The 17,132-nt window shown below is 42.6% G+C and carries 14 protein-coding genes and 1 other annotated feature; of the genes, 5 read left to right on the forward strand and 9 right to left on the reverse strand.

The genetic code is table 11. The features are described from left to right. Positions 1-68: 68 nt before the first annotated feature. Positions 69-1,022 (reverse strand): transaldolase, encoded by a 954-nt coding sequence (gene tal, locus ABLA85_RS09495; protein WP_367963460.1) that lies wholly within the window; start codon positions 1,020-1,022, stop codon positions 69-71. Positions 1,023-1,219: 197 nt separating this feature from the next. On the opposite strand from tal, the gene yaaA reads away from it, so the two are divergent. Further along, positions 1,220-1,996 carry a peroxide stress protein YaaA gene (gene yaaA / locus ABLA85_RS09500; protein WP_367963461.1) on the forward strand — a complete coding sequence of 259 codons (777 nt, stop codon included), beginning with the start codon at positions 1,220-1,222 and terminating at the stop codon, positions 1,994-1,996. A gap of 41 nt (positions 1,997-2,037) precedes the next feature. On the opposite strand, the gene thrC is transcribed toward yaaA, so the two are convergent. The 3 genes from thrC to thrA are packed head-to-tail and all read right to left on the reverse strand — an operon-like array spanning position 2,038 to position 6,724. Continuing rightward, positions 2,038-3,330 carry a threonine synthase gene (gene thrC / locus ABLA85_RS09505; RefSeq protein WP_367963464.1) on the reverse strand — a complete coding sequence of 431 codons (1,293 nt, stop codon included), beginning with the start codon at positions 3,328-3,330 and terminating at the stop codon, positions 2,038-2,040. 2 nt (positions 3,331-3,332) lie between these two features. Beyond that, positions 3,333-4,283, reverse strand: a complete 951-nt coding sequence (thrB, locus tag ABLA85_RS09510; RefSeq protein ID WP_367963466.1) for a homoserine kinase — start codon at positions 4,281-4,283, stop codon at positions 3,333-3,335. Further along, on the reverse strand, positions 4,265-6,724 hold the full coding sequence (gene thrA / locus ABLA85_RS09515; RefSeq protein WP_367963468.1) for a bifunctional aspartate kinase/homoserine dehydrogenase I: 2,460 nt from the start codon (positions 6,722-6,724) through the stop codon (positions 4,265-4,267). Before thrA ends, thrB begins: the two co-directional genes overlap by 19 nt. A gap of 37 nt (positions 6,725-6,761) precedes the next feature. Continuing rightward, positions 6,762-6,878, reverse strand: a sequence feature (Thr leader region). A gap of 701 nt (positions 6,879-7,579) precedes the next feature. Here thrA and arcA point away from each other — a divergent pair. Beyond that, on the forward strand, positions 7,580-8,296 hold the full coding sequence (gene arcA, locus ABLA85_RS09520) for a two-component system response regulator ArcA (RefSeq protein ID WP_047679140.1): 717 nt from the start codon (positions 7,580-7,582) through the stop codon (positions 8,294-8,296). A 156-nt stretch (positions 8,297-8,452) separates the two neighbouring features. Here arcA and creA read toward each other — a convergent pair whose 3' ends face one another. Continuing rightward, positions 8,453-8,929, reverse strand: coding sequence for a protein CreA (creA, locus tag ABLA85_RS09525; RefSeq protein WP_047679142.1), 477 nt, complete (start codon positions 8,927-8,929; stop codon positions 8,453-8,455). A 728-nt stretch (positions 8,930-9,657) separates the two neighbouring features. Here creA and robA point away from each other — a divergent pair. Beyond that, positions 9,658-10,539, forward strand: a complete 882-nt coding sequence (robA, locus tag ABLA85_RS09530; RefSeq protein ID WP_367963472.1) for an MDR efflux pump AcrAB transcriptional activator RobA — start codon at positions 9,658-9,660, stop codon at positions 10,537-10,539. Here robA and gpmB read toward each other — a convergent pair. Further along, a complete protein-coding gene (gene gpmB / locus ABLA85_RS09535) occupies positions 10,536-11,183 on the reverse strand; it encodes a 2,3-diphosphoglycerate-dependent phosphoglycerate mutase GpmB (protein WP_367963475.1) in 648 nt (215 codons plus the stop codon). The two genes, robA and gpmB, sit on opposite strands and share 4 nt — an antisense overlap. 55 nt (positions 11,184-11,238) lie before the next feature. Between gpmB and yjjX the strand changes: the two genes are divergently transcribed. Continuing rightward, positions 11,239-11,772, forward strand: coding sequence for an inosine/xanthosine triphosphatase (yjjX, locus tag ABLA85_RS09540; protein ID WP_038184016.1), 534 nt, complete (start codon positions 11,239-11,241; stop codon positions 11,770-11,772). Positions 11,773-11,879: 107 nt separating this feature from the next. Here the strand turns inward: yjjX and trpR are convergent, their stop codons facing one another. Continuing rightward, positions 11,880-12,200, reverse strand: a complete 321-nt coding sequence (gene trpR / locus ABLA85_RS09545; protein WP_367963477.1) for a trp operon repressor — start codon at positions 12,198-12,200, stop codon at positions 11,880-11,882. Positions 12,201-12,256: 56 nt separating this feature from the next. Further along, on the reverse strand, positions 12,257-14,173 hold the full coding sequence (sltY, locus tag ABLA85_RS09550) for a murein transglycosylase (protein ID WP_367963620.1): 1,917 nt from the start codon (positions 14,171-14,173) through the stop codon (positions 12,257-12,259). Positions 14,174-14,395: 222 nt separating this feature from the next. Between sltY and ettA the strand changes: the two genes are divergently transcribed. Next, positions 14,396-16,063, forward strand: a complete 1,668-nt coding sequence (gene ettA, locus ABLA85_RS09555; RefSeq protein WP_047679151.1) for an energy-dependent translational throttle protein EttA — start codon at positions 14,396-14,398, stop codon at positions 16,061-16,063. A gap of 149 nt (positions 16,064-16,212) precedes the next feature. On the opposite strand, the gene ABLA85_RS09560 is transcribed toward ettA, so the two are convergent. Then, a complete protein-coding gene (locus ABLA85_RS09560) occupies positions 16,213-16,941 on the reverse strand; it encodes an ABC transporter ATP-binding protein (RefSeq protein WP_367963480.1) in 729 nt (242 codons plus the stop codon). Positions 16,942-17,132: the final 191 nt, after the last annotated feature.

Raw genomic sequence — 17,132 nt, forward strand, 5'->3', positions numbered from 1 at the left:
AAAAATAGTGAAAAAGGCGACACTATTATGTCGCCTTTATAGAATAAAAAATAGCGGATTGTTCAATATTACAGCAGATCAGCGATCATGCTCTCAAGTTTGCCCTGATCAATAGCAAACTTACGGATACCTTCCGCCAGTTTTTCGGTTGCCATCGCATCCTGATGGTGTTCCCAGTAGAACTCAGCTTCAGTCATTGGAGCTGGACGAGGCTTAACTTCGCCCTCATAGCCCAGTTTGCATTCAACTTCGCCTTTTGTTTCAGATAGCTCTTTCAGTAATGCAGGAGAAATAGTCAGGCGGTCACAGCCAGCCAGTTCCAGAATTTCACCGGAATTACGGAAGCTTGCTCCCATAACAACCGTGTTGTAACCATGTTTTTTGTAGTACTGGTAAATTTCAGAAACAGAAATGACACCTGGATCTTCGTGTGGCGCGAACTCTTTTTTATCGCCATTCGCTTTGTACCAGTCAAGGATACGACCAACAAATGGAGAGATCAGGTAAACGCCCGCTTCTGCACAGGCCCGCGCTTGTGCAAAAGAGAACAGCAGAGTCAGGTTACAGTTGATACCTTCTTTTTCCAGTTGCTCCGCAGCACGGATACCTTGCCAGGTGGAAGCCAGTTTGATCAGGATGCGGTCATTGCCGATACCCGCTTCGTTGTACAGTTTGATCAGACGTTTTGCTTTCGCAACACTGGCTTCTGTGTCATAAGAGAGACGGGCATCAACTTCAGTGGAAATACGGCCAGGGATCAGTTTCAGAATTTCCAGACCGATGTTAACTGCCAATTTATCGCCGGCATCAATAACTTGTTGCTCACGGGAATTGCTCTGACGACGAGCCCATTCAATGGCTTCATCAATCAGTTGGCGGTATTCAGGAATTTGTGCAGCATTCAAAATCAGGGAAGGGTTCGTTGTTGCATCTTGCGGCTGATACAATTTCATTGCCGCGATATCCCCGGTATCTGCTACTACTGTTGTCAGTTTACGCAGGGAAGTCAGTTTATCGGTCATGGTTAATATCTCATCGTTATACGTAAAATCTTTGGCACGTTTGCCTCGCCATTTTGTGATAATAACATGGTCAAGCACAGCTCGTCAGGTCGGAAAATTCTATCGCTGTTATTCCCCTTTTTCAGGTTAATTTTGCTAAATTAAAGTGGAAAATCCTCGATTATTGAGAAAATCATTCAGAAACTCGGAACAGAATCATGCTTATTACTATTTCACCCGCCAAAACGCTCGATTATGAAAACCCGCTTGCAACAGAAAAGTATAGTCAACCGGCTTTGCTGGAGGAGTCAAAACAGTTAATTGATGTCTGCCGCACCTTAACACCTGCACAAATCAGTAGCCTGATGGGTATCAGCGATAAACTGGCGGGATTGAATGCAGCCCGTTTTGGTGAGTGGAAACCCGATTTCACCCCGGAAAATGCTCGTCAGGCGATCCTTGCTTTCAAGGGGGATGTCTATACCGGTATGCAGGCAGAAATTTTCTCAGATGCCGATTTTGATTTTGCCCAAACTCATTTGAGAATTTTATCTGGATTGTATGGGGTCTTGCGTCCTCTCGATCTGATGCAGCCTTATCGTTTGGAAATGGGTATCAAACTGGAGAACCCTCGTGGTAAAGATTTGTATAAATTCTGGGGGGATCGTATTGCGGAAAATTTGAATGTTGCACTGGAGCAACAAGGTGATGATGTTCTGATTAATTTGGCTTCTGATGAGTATTTCAAATCGGTAAATACCAAGAAGCTGTCAGCCAACATCATCAAGCCGGTTTTTCTGGATGAAAAAAATGGCAAATATAAAGTTATTAGTTTCTACGCCAAGAAAGCCCGTGGATTAATGAGCCGCTTTATTATTCAAAACCAACTGACCGATCCAGCACGGTTGGTGGAGTTTAACCTGGAAGGATATGCTTTTGATGAATCTCTTTCTAAAAGCAATGAATTGGTGTTTAAACGCCCTGAACAACCATGATCAAGGCCACTCCACAATGACTTGTGGAGTGACAAATCTATTTATTTCGGGGCTCTTTCCATCAGGAATTCGCGTAAGGTGGCGAAATCAGCAGGCAGGACGTGGGATAACAATGCCATATCGGCACGTTCGGCCAGCTCTTGTGGTAACGATAATGGCTGGCCGAGGATTGCTTCCACGTTTTCCTTGAATTTGGCGGGATGAGCCGTGCCCAAAAACAGTCCGTATTCTCCTTCCTGCAATTGATCTCGTAATACCCGGTAAGCAATGGCTGCGTGAGGTTCGGAAATATAGCCTTTGGCAGCTAATTCCTGGATTGTGCTTTGAGTGATATTGTCATCTACAACACCATTGCCCAGTTCACTGAGTGACCAACCCTTGCGACGGAAAAGTTCTTCAATACGCGGCCAGTTATTTGGCTGACTGACGTCCATCGCATTGGAGAGAGTGGCAACAGTCTGGTTCGGTTGCCATGTGCCTTCTGCCAGATAACGGGGAACGGTATCGTTAACATTGGTTGCCGCGATAAAACGTTTTACCGGCAATCCCATTGATTTTGCCAGTAAGCCCGCAGTCAGGTTGCCAAAGTTGCCGCTAGGCACGGAAATTACCAACTGTTCGCGTTTTTCCACTGGGAATTGTGCAACGGCTTCAAAGTAATAGCAAATTTGTGCCAGCAGGCGACTGATATTAATTGAGTTCGCAGAGTTGAGGGACAAAGCTTTTTTCAGTTCTTCATCATCGAAAGAGTGTTTAACCAGCGCCTGACAAGCATCAAAATCGCCTTGAACAGCGACAGTATGAATATTGCGACCCAATGTGCAGAACAGTTTTTCCTGTAATGGGCTGATTTTTCCTTCTGGATAGAGGATCACCACCTGTACATTCTCTAAACCATAAAAGGCATGAGCAACAGCCGCTCCGGTATCACCGGAAGTTGCAGTCAAAATAGTGACCGGTTGTTCTCCTGCAATTTGTGCAAGGATCTGAGCCATAAAACGGCCGCCAAAGTCTTTGAAAGCCAGTGTCGGGCCGTGATAAAGCTCTAATGAAGCTATGTCATCTTCGACAATTGATATAGGAGCAGGAAAAGTGAAAGCATTTTTAACGCGTTTAGCCAGTTGTTCAGTAGGAATTTCATCGCCAATAAATGCAGAAAGAATACGCTGGCTGCGGCTGACAAAATCCAGTTTTAATAATTCATCAACTTCGGCACGACTGAATTCAGGTAAATCCTGCGGGAAGAACAATCCTTGCTGTTTCCCCAATCCTTGTTTGACTGCCTGTGAAAAACTGACCTGCTCGTGATTGTCTTTTAAGTTATATAGTTTCATTGTTACCCTACCTGTCGTGCGCCTGCGAGATCCAGACGGCAAATATGAACAAAACCTTCGTCATTTTGTACGTAATGTTGTTGCAGCCACTGGGCGACTTCTTTCGCTATCCCCATCTCATTACAAATCGCAAATAATGTCGGGCCAGAGCCAGAGATGCTACATGCCAGAGCACCCAGTTTTTTTACGCCGTCACGTGCGTTGGCAAAACCGGGTAAAAGCTGTGTGCGATAAGGCTCGGCAATAACATCTTTCATCAATTTGGCCGCTAAATCGGATTGTTGGGTATAGCAGGCGTGAATAAATCCTGCAAAATAACGGCCATGGTTAATAATATCGCTGCGGGAATAGCGAGCAGGCAAAATTGCGCGTGCTTCTGATGTCGAAACTTTGATGCCGGGGTATGCCATCACCCACAACCAATCATCAAAGGCAGGGATTGACTGACAAACGTTATCTTTCTGAGCCAGAATTAATTGCAGTCCACCTAAATAACACGGTGCAACATTGTCATAATGCACACCACCAGAAATTCGTCCTTCTAATTCCCCCATCATGTCCAGTAATTGGCTAGGTTCAAAAGGACGGCCGGCATATTCATTTAATGCTACTAATGCGGCAACTACTGAGCAGGCACTGGAGCCTAATCCAGAGCCAATCGGCATGTTTTTTTCCAGTGTCATGGCAACAGGCAGTTCTTTACCCAGTCGCTGGCGAAAGAGCTGCCAACATTGGTAGACAATATTATGTTTGGGATTTTCAGGTAGTTTGCCGATAAATTTCCCTTCATTATTTAAAGTAAAACTTTCTGCTGCACTGACAGAGACACAATCCCCAAGCAGTGAACCATCAACAGGAGAAACTGCTGCGCCAAGCACATCAAACCCAACCCCAACGTTACCGATAGAGGCAGGCGCATAAACCCTGACCACCATTAAACCCCCAATTTCCATGACAGAGTGCGTAATATATCAGCAAAAACGCCTGCTGCCGTCACATCATTCCCTGCACCGTAGCCACGCAGCACCAGTGGGATTGGTTGATAATAACGGGTATAGAAAGCCAGTGCGTTTTCGCCATTTTTGACTTTATAAAGTGGATCATTGCCATCGACTGCGGCAATTTTCACCATACAACGGCCTTGTTCAATGATGCCGACATAGCGCAACACTTTTTCTTGCTTTGCGGCATCTGCAACCCGGCGATTAAATTCCAGATCCAACTGCGGTAAACGTTGCAGAAAATCGCTGACATCACCACTGGCGTCAAATGATGTCGGTAAAACGGGCTCGACATGAATATCTTCCAATTCCAGTTCATAGCCAGATTCACGTGCCAGAATTAATAGTTTACGTGCAACATCCATGCCTGATAGATCATCTCGTGGGTCGGGTTCCGTAAAGCCTTTTTCTTTTGCCAGCAATGTTGCTTGCGAAAGTGTCATACCTTCATCCAGCATACCGAAAATGTAAGACAGAGAACCTGACAGGATACCGTTGAACTGAACTAACTCATCCCCGGCGTTCAGCAAATTCTGTAAGTTTTCGATGACAGGTAATCCTGCGCCTACGTTGGTGTCATACAGGAACTTACGCTTCGACTTTCCAGCAGCCTGACGGATTTCTTGATAATAGGCCATTGAAAGTGTATTGGCTTTTTTATTCGGTGTGACAACATTGAAGCCATCGCTCAGGAAACTGGCATATTGTTCGGCAATGGATTGATTTGATGTACAGTCCACAATCACCGGGTTCAGGAGATGATACTCTTTTTCAAGCCGGATCAATCGGCTCAGGCTGAAAGGCTCACTGGCTTCTGACAGAGCCTGTTGCCAGTTATCTAAACTGATGCCCTGCATATCTGTTAGCATAGCCCGTGAATTGGCAATACCGCAGACGCGGAGATCAATATGTTTTTGTTTCAGCCATGATTGTTGGCGGCGGATTTGTTCAATCAATGCGCTGCCCACACCGCCCACACCGACAACAAACACTTCAACCACTTGAGCAGTATTAAACAGCATTTGGTGACAGAGACGAACCGCTGTTGTAGCAACATCATTGTCAATGACTGCGGAAATGGAGCGTTCCGATGAACCTTGAGCAAGAGCGATGATGTTAATATTGGCACGGGTCAATGCCGAGAAGAAACGGGCAGAGATGCCACGTTGTGTGCGCATTCCATCACCAACCACAGAAATGATGGCGAGGTTATCTATCACATCAATGGGATCAAGCACACCGTCTTTCAATTCCAGATAAAATTCTTCTGTCAGTGCTTTTTGTGCTCTGTTCAACTCTTTTTGCGGTACACAGAAACTGATGCTGTATTCTGATGAGGACTGTGTGATCAGCACGACAGAAATGCCTGAGCGGGACATAACGGCAAATACTCTTGCTGCCATGCCGACCATACCTTTCATGCCGGGGCCTGAAACGTTGATCATTGCCATATGATTCAGGTTAGTGATGCCCTTAATAAGCATACTTTCGTCTTTTTGTCCTTCACCAATGAACGTTCCTGGTGCATCAGGGTTGGCAGTATTTTTAATCAGACAAGGGATCTGGAATTGAGCGATAGGCGCAATAGTGCGGGGATGAAGGACTTTAGCACCAAAATAGGAAAGTTCCATGGCTTCCTGATAGGACAGGCTTTTTAATAGACGGGCATCAGAAACGGAACGTGGGTCACAGGTATAAACACCATCTACGTCAGTCCAGATTTCACAGCAATCCGCACGTAAGCATGCTGCCAGCACTGCGGCTGAATAATCGGAACCATTACGCCCAAGAACAACCAGTTCACCATTATCATTACCCGCAGTAAAGCCAGCCATCAGGATAATATGGTCAGCAGGAATATTCAGTGCTGTAATACGTTTGGTGGATTCGTGGATATCAACAGTGGATTCGAGATAGTGTCCGTGAGCAAGAAGGTTTTTAACTGGATCGATAATAAATACTTTATGTCCGCGAGCTTGTAGTACGGAGGACATAATCGCAATGGATAATTTTTCACCACAACAAATCAGGGCTGCATTAATGCAGTCCGGGCACTGTTTTAACAGAGAAATACCATGTAGGGCTTGCTTTAGATTAGCCAGTTCACGCGCGATAACACCTTTCAGATATTCGTAATCGAAATTTGGCTGATGTTCTTTTAATCCTGACAACAAATCAGTAAAGATTTGGGTGGTATCGCTCATATTGGAAACAATGTCTTGTCCTGCAACCGTTTTGGTTATCATTGCTACTAAATGGTTTGTAATTTTTGCGGGTGCAGAAAGAACCAGGGCGACTTGCCCAAGGGATAGTTCACTTTCAGCGATATCAGCCACACTCAGTACGCGTTGATAGTTTGCGACTGAAGTGCCCCCAAATTTTAGTACTCGCATGGGTATTTCTCTCCTGACTTTCTGTTAAAAAAAGTGTCAAAAAAAAGCCCGTATCTTGTGGGATACGGGCTTTTTACTATTTTATTTGTACGCGTCAGCCCGCACCGTAACTCGTGGTTCCGGTGGTAATCGTAGTGATTGTTTTAGCAGTAACTGTGTTTGCAGTAATTGTATTTTTCGGGCTAACGTAGCGCATGGTTTCCTGTCTGTCTTTTAATTCTGTTCGACCCCTATTGGTTAAAGGAAACTGTGGTTGAAGTCAAATAATTTTTAAAATCATCGTGGAAAAAAGCATCATTTTCTGTGTTGTAATCGTTCAAAATATGATTCGATAATTGAGCCATTATCTGGTTTGAAATATTTTTATCAGCATTTAATTTTATAAAAAACATATTTTGTAATTATTTCATCTTTATGATAAAACACGCTAATTTTAACATTTAAGTGTTGGGTTGATCTCTCTAAGCATTAGAGGCAATATAGCAAATTATTAACATAAATTTTTCAAATTAATAACAAAATGGTTAATTTTAAATTAACAATTACAAATAATGTTATCGTGCTACAATTGATTTTGATATGTATCAACAAAAGTTGGTTTTTTTAGAGGGCAAATGCATTACTAGCTGTTATATTGCTGTTAATAGACTAATATAGCCCCTGCTGAAATGGGTTTTCGGGTATGTACCTTCAGAGAGAAGCAACAAATGCTTTTAGCGTAAAACATATCAACAACATTTTTTAGATATGAGCTGCGTTTTCTGTAATCCAGAACGAGAGTGGGATTTTTACTTTTAATAATAACAGCTTATGTCATACAGGTTCTGTTTTTTTAGCGATTTTTAGGTAGCAACCATGCAAACCCCGCATATTTTGATTGTTGAAGACGAAATTGTCACACGCAATACCTTGAAGAGTATTTTTGAAGCTGAAGGGTATGTTGTTTATGAAGCCAATGATGGCTTAGAAATGCACAATATTTTGTCAGATAACGATATTAACTTAGTGATTATGGATATCAATCTGCCAGGCAAAAATGGTCTGCTTCTTGCCCGTGAATTACGTGAGCAGGCAAATGTTGCCCTGATGTTCTTAACTGGGCGTGATAATGAGGTGGATAAAATACTTGGCCTTGAAATTGGTGCTGATGACTACATCACCAAGCCTTTCAACCCGCGGGAGTTAACTATTCGTGCGCGGAACCTGCTCTCCCGTACTATGAATCTGAGCCATTCAGGTGAAGAACGCCGCCAAGTTGAAAGTTATAAGTTCAATGGTTGGGAATTGGATATCAATAGTCGCTCACTGGTAAACCCAATGGGAGATCACTATAAGCTGCCACGCAGTGAGTTTCGTGCGATGCTCCACTTCTGTGAGAATCCGGGAAAAATTCAGACTCGTGCAGAGTTGTTGAAAAAAATGACCGGGCGTGAACTGAAGCCACATGATCGTACTGTGGATGTCACTATTCGTCGAATTCGTAAACACTTCGAATCGACACCGGATACCCCAGAAATTATTGCCACTATTCATGGTGAAGGCTATCGTTTCTGTGGTGATCTGGAAGACTAATATTTGTTCCCGCCATTTATTGTTTTTTGATTTATTGCATTTATAAAAATCTTTATTTTAAAAATACAATATCAACAAAAAAACCCTGAATACTTAAGTGAGTTCAGGGTTTTTTTAATAGCTATTCTTTATTTAGGCTGTGTTTCGTTGGTTGCTCTACTCTTTCCACGGCATAATTGGTACGGCGCTGATGGCATTTTTAGGTGAACCATCAATGACTTTGTCGGAATAGGTTAGGTAGATCAGTGTATTACGTTTTGGATCGTAAAAACGGACAACCTGAAGTTTTTTAAACACTAACGATGTTCTTTTCTGAAAAACGACTTGCCCTTTTTTTGGTGAATTAAGGATCTTATCTGCCGGTTCGATTGGCCCGACCTGCTGACAAGAGATCGCGGCATCAGAAGTGTCTTCTGCTAATCCTAAACCGCCTTTAATTCCACCTGTTTTAGCTCTGCTTAAATAGCAAGTTACATTTTTAACATCCGGATCATCAAAAGCTTCTATCACTATTTTGTTATCTGGCCCAAAAAGTTTGAACACGGTATCAACAGATCCGATCTCTTCGGCGTGCAGGATCACCGGAGAACAGAGTAGGGCAACAGCAATCACTATTTTCTTAATTGTTACCATATTTAGTCCATTTTAATTAAATAAACACGGTGAAAATATCTATCATTGACATATAATGCGAATCAATGGCTTTTGCAAAGGCATTTTCAAAGTTAATGCATCTATGAAGAAAAACATGGCATTATAGCTGAACATACATTCAAAACGAGTAAAGAGTGAGTATTAAATCTGTTTTTACGGATGCTCATACTTTCTCAAAGATATACAAAATATGTTTTTTTCATAGAAAATTTCATGGGGTATCACTGTTGTCTATCACCCATCAATATACATTGATAGAGGCAAATTATTTTAATAATTTTTCCCATCATCATTGGTAATAGAGTCTAAAGGTAAGCTTGACAAATGATCAGATTTGCCATTAGCTTATTCCAAGTTTTGTCTTGTTTTATTGGGTGTCAGGTTTTATCTGTTATGATTGTGCCACCATATTCTGCTTTATGATATCAAGAGAATGCTTGTCAAATTAGGAATTGAAATGAAAATAGCTGCTCTGGGTAGTTACAATAGATGTTGCTGTCATGACAGGGAAAAGGATTGTGTTGTGAAAACGACAGTATGCTTGGTGAATTAAAAAAAAATCAGGTAGTTAAAGCCATCTTAGAGTTTGGAAATGATAGGTGCTAATTATCAATCTATACAACATTTTCATTCTGAAAATTTTTTAAACATTGAGTTATCTTAAAATTGTATGGTTTTCTTTTTGTCTTGATGAATTAGGGAGATGTATGGATCAAACCAACATCATTCGAGATCTGCTGCATTGGTTGGATAATAATCTGGATCGTCCACTATCCCTTGATAATGTTGCAGCAAAAGCAGGTTATTCCAAGTGGCACTTACAGCGCATGTTTAAGGATGTTACGGGACAAGCTATTGGCTCCTACATTCGTGCCAGACGGTTGTCCAAGGCTGCCGTTGCATTGCGTTTAACCGGTCGTCCCATTCTGGACATCGCTCTGCAATATCGTTTTGATTCTCAACAAACTTTTACCAGAGCTTTCAAAAAACAGTTCAACCGGACACCGGCCTCTTATCGCCGAAGTGAAGAGTGGTGTGCTACCGGGATTTGTCCTCCGATTATGCTGGATAACAAACCGTTACCTGAACATAAGTTTGTGACGTTGGAAGATAAATTACTTGTCGGTACTGAGCATACCTGCTCCTATACACTGGAACAATGGTCGAAAGCCTGTACGGAGATGCGCAATAACTTTTGGGTTTTCTATCTGCAACATGCTGAAATTTTACCTCCTAAATTGTATGGATTGCATCATTCCACTATCAGTACAGAGCATGATGATGAGCAGACGGTTTTTTATACCACTGCAATAGAGCCGGAATATGCGACTTTTGACACTAAAGATAGTCAGCCGGTTGTTTTGCCCGGAGGGGAATACATTTCATTCAGTTATTTTGGTAAAGAAGAGCGTCTCAATGAATTTCTCTTTAATATCTATACCGTTTGTTTACCCCAACTGAATATCACTCGCAGGAAAGGATACGATGTCGAGCGATACTATCTTACTAATCTTGAAAGGAAGAAGTTGGAGGATGAGTCTCAAAGCCATGTTGTGGAGTTTGAGTACCTCATCCCAATTCAGCGTTAGCCTTGTAGCTCATCTAATGCGGGCATATTCAGGTGTGTGATATCGCCCGCTGTTTCAACAATCCAACCAGAAGCCAGCCATGGGCTATCCTGGTAATCTACCCTTGAGATAGAGCAGTTCCTCAGCCGCAGGCGACGTTCAGAGTTGGCTGGTAATCCCAAAATAGAGAAAATCAGACTGACTAACGCCATGCCATGACTCACCAGCAAAGGGCGACTTCCTGCTGGTAGGTCAAGACAGCTTTCCAGTGCTGCACGCATACGACTGCATACCTCGTTCATTGATTCACCTCCTGGTATCCGTCCGTTTGGTGTTCCATCGACAAGACTTTTGCGCCAGGACTCTTCTTCTTGTGTCAGGGAACTCAGTTCACGGTTTTCCAGAATGCCCATGTTTATTTCCCGCAAGCGTGGCTCTAATATCACCTCACAGCCACAGGCTTTTGCAATAATTTCTGCGGTTTCGCGTGTTCGACCAAGGTCACTAGTGATAACATGTGTAATGTTCTCTGACCGCACTCTTTGTGCTACCAAGAGTGCCTGACGCCGCCCAATTTCAGTCAATGGGCTGTCAGATTGCCCTTGAATACGACGAGCCACATTCCATTCTGTTTCGCCATGACGAACAAGATATACCTGTAACATAGTTATTTTCCGTTATACTGCATCATGAAATAGTTCAAAGGATTACTTATTTATTATGTATCATGTTATTGCTGCAACAACTAACCCTGCGAAAATAAAAGCGATTAGCCTTGCATTTGATGATGTTTTTGGCCCAGGAACATACCGTATAGAAGATGTCAATGTAGACAGTAGTGTCCCTCAACAGCCAATTGGTAATACTGAAACTCGTACTGGCGCTCGCCATCGGGTTATGGCAGCTCGTCAGGTTAGGCCGGAAGCCGATTTCTGGGTCGGTGTTGAAGCCGGAATCGAAGATGACATGACTTTTGCCTGGATGGTTATCGAGTATAAGCAAATCCGGGGTGAATCGCGTTCTGCCAGTCTGATGCTGCCTGAAAAGGTACTGGAAGGTATTCGTGAGGGACGTGAGCTTGGTCACGAAATGGCTTATCTGACTGGTGTTGATAACATCAAACAAAAAGGTGGGGCAATTGGTTTTTTCACCAATGGCATCCTGACTCGTACTAGTGTTTACCATCAGGCACTGATACTGGCTCTCGTTCCTATCCATCATGAAATTTATAAAGAATTGAACAACCAACCTTAATGGCATAACTATCGGAGGCCATAATAATATGGCCTCTGTTACTGATTGATTATTTAACCGCCATTGCCAAAACAGGTATCGTCAGAACAGCTATTATCATAACTGATTTACTTCAATAACTGCGTTTCCAACCACTCTTTGACATGGGCTGACGCTGATTTCAAGCTATTTGAGCCACGAGTGATTGTTGCAATCCCAACACTAAGTTCGTTTTTGAGTTCGCGTTGACTCATTTGCCCACGCATCAACTCTTGAATAATCCGAACTCTGGTTGATAACGCTGTACGTTCATCGGGTGTCAATAATAACTGTAAAATTTGATGTTGCAAATTTTGTTCAAATGCCGTTTGTAATAACTTAACAAAAGCAAGCCAGTCATCGCCATCTTCCGGGGAAAGTGCCGGGTCAATCAAATGATTTTGTGTCATAATCTATAGCCATACTATTTAACTAGTACAAAATCATATCACAATTAGATCTGAAATTAGTAACGTCTTTGCCATTCAGCATCAGTCAACACATTAGATAATTTCCCCATGAAATTATGATAGAACACATCATAAGCCAGTACATTTTTGACGTAAGAGCGTGTTTCAGAAAAAGGAATACTTTCAATAAAAGCGATAGCATCAATGTTTCCCGCACTATTGGTTAACCACCGTTCGACATTTCTGGGACCTGCGTTATAGGCGGCACTGGCGAGAATACGGTTCTTACCAAAACTCTGATAAATCGATTCCAGATATGCAGTGCCAATTTTGATATTTATGGTCGGGTTCATTAATTGATTGCTGCTGACATAGCCATCAATTTTTTTGCTCTTTACTGTATGTTCTGCCGTTTTGGGCATCAGTTGCATTAATCCGCTCGCGCCTTTTGAAGACTGGGCTTGTGGATACCATGCGCTTTCCTGTCGCGCAATAGCCATTGCATAACTTTGTGAAATACTTTTATCTGAAGTGAAGTGGGCAAATTCATTTTGCCACGCTAAAGGAAAACGTTCTTCAAGATGATCCCACATTTTGCCGGTGATCGTCGCCTGAACACTCAGCGCAGGCCAATTTTGCTCAAACGCATAACGAGCCAGTTGTTCTTGTTTAGTGCTGTTTTGTGAAGAAACTAAGTTGATCCATTCTGAGCGGGCCAGATCATCCATACGCCAATACATCAATTCACGGACCCGCTTAATCTGCGGTAACTTCGCGATGGAAGCATCAGGTCTTTCTGACTTATTGATCACCAGAGGATAGGGCATATGTAATTTCTGTGCTGCTACCATGGGATAGAAACCACGATGCTCCATCAAATTACGTAATATGGTATCTCCTTCCTTTTTCTTACCGGTATTTAGCAGGACAATCGCACGCCAATATTGCCATTCATCTTTTTGCAGGACATTTTTAGGTAACAAGTTTAACCATTCCGCCAGCCCTTTTTCATCGGCATCCCGTAACGCCAAGCGAATGCGGCGTTCAATCAGAGCGCTGGAGTGTGAACCTTGTATTGCATTATCCCGCCATTTTGCTTGCTCTGGCGTAATATCCCCCATTAGTTGCCATGCCACGATGTCTTTTAATCTCTGTCTTTCCTGGTTATTCATTTTTTGTGCCCGTGCAATGGCGGTGAGACTGAGTCTGGCCTGCTCAGCATTTTTACGGGCAAAATAAGAAAAGGCATTGATGACCATGGAACGGGTGAAGTCAGTTGGTCTTATTGTTCTGGCAAAGTGTTCGACAGATGCGGGATCACTTTGCAATTTCAGTAAATGAGTTCTTAAGTTGCGATAATTCAAGGGTAAGCGCTTGATAAGATAACTCGCGAGGGTTGCATTATTCTCCTCTACTGCTAATTCGATACGCTGCAATATTAAACTTACGGATAAGTGCCCGGCGCGTTCCCAGACATTCAACAAATCATCGCAATCATCGGGCAATGAGTCGCCACGTAGCCAAATTTCTTTAGCGCCTTCCCAGGCCGCTTTCTGGTTTCCTATTGCCCATTTAGCAAAGTAATAATTACAACGTGCTGCTACAGTATTGGGTGCATTGGGACTGAATGCCAGAATGCCATACCAATCTCCGTCACTTGCCAAGGAGTTGATGTATCGGGATGACAGAGAGTGAGCGGGTGGCAGGGTCGGGTAAGTGGTCATGAAGTGGCGAACTTGCTGAGGAGAAACAATTTTCAGGTTATGAACTAATTGGCGATACTCCAGATAAGGATACAAAGGGTAATCCCTTAATGTTGGCATCAACCGATCAACTTCTGCCATATTTTTCGCATCCCACGCGAGTTTTATTGCCTGATAGCGCTCCCGCTGAGTTTCCAGAGAGTCTGCATGAGCTATGCCAATAACAGAAGCCAGACTAACAGTCATTATAAAATGCCGCCATTTACTTATAGCCACATACTCCTCCAGAAGATTGACCGTAGTGAACGAAATATAAATTGTTTTAATTATAATAATATTGATGTGATTTATTACAACGATGAACGTAATTGAACATAATGCTAAACAGGTAGCAACACGATCGGCTAAATTTAAGGTAAAATACCCCATCCAAGCCCCACAAGCGTAAACTAATATTAAATATTTCCTTAATTATCAAAAAGGTACATTACTTTGGCTCAATATGTTTATAGTATGCACCGGGTTGGAAAAATTGTTCCCCCGAAAAGGCATATTCTGAAAAATATTTCCTTAAGTTTTTTCCCTGGAGCAAAAATCGGTGTTCTTGGTCTGAATGGTGCTGGTAAATCGACCTTACTGCGTATCATGGCAGGTATTGATAAAGATATTGAGGGGGAAGCGCGTCCACAACCGGGCATCAAAATTGGTTATTTGCCGCAGGAGCCTAAACTCAATCCTGAACATACCGTTCGTGAAGCAGTGGAAGAAGCCGTCAGCGAAGTTAAAAATGCACTGACACGTCTTGATGAAGTTTATGCTGCTTATGCTGATCCAGATGCGGATTTCGACAAACTGGCTAAAGAGCAAGGTGAACTGGAAGCGATTATCCAGTCTCATGACGGTCATAATCTGGATAACCAACTTGAACGAGCGGCTAATGCTCTGCGTTTGCCAGCATGGGATGCTAAAATTGAGCATCTGTCCGGGGGAGAACGTCGCCGTGTTGCGATTTGTCGCCTGTTGCTGGAAAAACCAGACATGCTATTGCTTGACGAACCGACCAACCACCTTGATGCTGAATCTGTAGCATGGCTGGAGCGCTTCCTGCACGATTATGAAGGTACTGTCGTTGCTATTACTCACGACCGTTACTTCCTCGATAACGTTGCGGGCTGGATCTTGGAGCTTGACCGTGGCGAAGGTATTCCATGGGAAGGTAACTATTCTTCGTGGCTGGAGCAGAAAGATGCTCGTCTGGCACAAGAAGCTTCAACAGAAGCTGCTCGCCGTAAATCCATTGAGAAAGAACTGGAATGGGTTCGTCAGAATCCGAAAGGACGTCAGGCCAAAGGTAAGGCTCGTCTGGCTCGCTTTGAAGAACTCAATAACGTTGAATACCAGAAACGTAACGAAACCAGTGAATTGTTCATTCCGCCTGGGCCAAGGATGGGGGACAAGGTACTGGAAGTGAGTAACCTGACTAAATCTTATGGTGATCGGGTTCTGATTGATAACCTGAGTTTCTCTCTGCCAAAAGGGGCGATTGTTGGGATTATCGGCCCGAACGGTGCGGGTAAATCAACTCTGTTCCGTATGTTGTCTGGTCAGGAACAACCGGATTCTGGCTCAATCACTTTGGGTGAGACGGTGAAACTGGCTTCCGTTGATCAGTTCCGCGACAACATGGATGACAAGAAGACAGTATGGGAAGAGGTGTCCGGCGGGCAGGATATTATGCGCATCGGTAGCTTTGAGATCCCAAGCCGTGCTTATGTAGGCCGCTTTAACTTTAAAGGCGTGGATCAAGGAAAGCGCGTTGGTGAATTGTCCGGTGGTGAGCGTGGCCGTCTGCATCTGGCGAAACTTCTGCAAGTAGGCGGTAATATGTTGTTGCTGGACGAACCAACCAATGATCTGGATATTGAAACTCTGCGCGCACTGGAAAATGCTCTGTTGGAATTCCCAGGATGTGCAATGGTTATTTCCCATGACCGTTGGTTCCTTGACCGTATCGCAACGCACATCATTGACTATCAAGATGAAGGTAAGGTGAGTTTCTTTGAAGGAAACTTCAGCGAATACGAAGACTACAAGAAGCGGACACTGGGCGCTGAAGCGTTGGAGCCTCATCGCATTAAGTATAAGAAAATCAGTAAATAAGATTTATATCCTATGGATTTCAAGATGCAGCGCGACGGCAATGAAGCGAAATCAACAAAGCTGCAACTTGAAAGACGACGGGGATATCTCAGTTAAATAAGAAACGGCCTGATATCAGGCCGTTTTCGCTCTTTTAAGGAAACATACAGTTATGACACCATAACTCTTTGCTCTTGGAAGGATTCATAAGTTTTAATGACTTTACCTCTTTCTAGAGTAATTATACTATCAGCGTATTGAATCAGGCGTTTATCTTGAGAGGCGATCACTACTGTGCCTTTCTGCTCATGTGCGATAAATTTAAAGATATCAACAAACATCTTTAATTCCTGATGGTCTAAGTGACGAGTCGGTTCATCTGCAAATAGATACTCAGGTCTTCTTACGAGTGCTTTTGCCATAGCCGCTCGTTGTCTTTCGTTTTCAGAAAGCTCTCCTGGATAATAACGGCTCTTGTCACTTAATTTCACAATATCTAACGATTTCTGTGCAATACTTACCGCTTGTTTTTGAGAAAGAGATAACCCGTAAGAGTTGGATAATAACAAGTTATCTAACAGCGTAAGCTCACTGGATAAATTAAAACCCTGAAAAATAAAACCACTATTTTTCGAATGAAACTGACCTAACTCGGAATCACTCATTAGTTTTAGTTTGTTATTATTGATTAATACATCTCCTTGATCTGGTTGTAACATACCCGAAGCAATCGATAGCAATATGCTGTTGGTTGATGTCTTCGGCCCTGTTATCAAAGTAATTTCACCTGGTATAATAGAAAATGTGATGTCTGAAATCATTTCATAATTAACTGTATTATCAGTTAGACCATATGAAATATTGATAACTTCAATCGATTTAAATTGATTTAAGTTCATATTCTCAACACAATTAGGTTAAAAAGTTAAAGCTTTTTCCTTAAATATGTTATCTAAATTTATTGGCAGCTTATTAATATCAATAAGACATTGTACTAATTTAAATAGTTCACGAATGAAATATCTCGACAATACAAAACTTATGTCAATTATTATTTACAATTATTATATAATAAATGAGATATTTCTTA

The sequence above is a fragment of the Xenorhabdus sp. SGI246 genome (genome assembly GCF_040838225.1).
Classification (GTDB): domain Bacteria; phylum Pseudomonadota; class Gammaproteobacteria; order Enterobacterales; family Enterobacteriaceae; genus Xenorhabdus; species Xenorhabdus indica.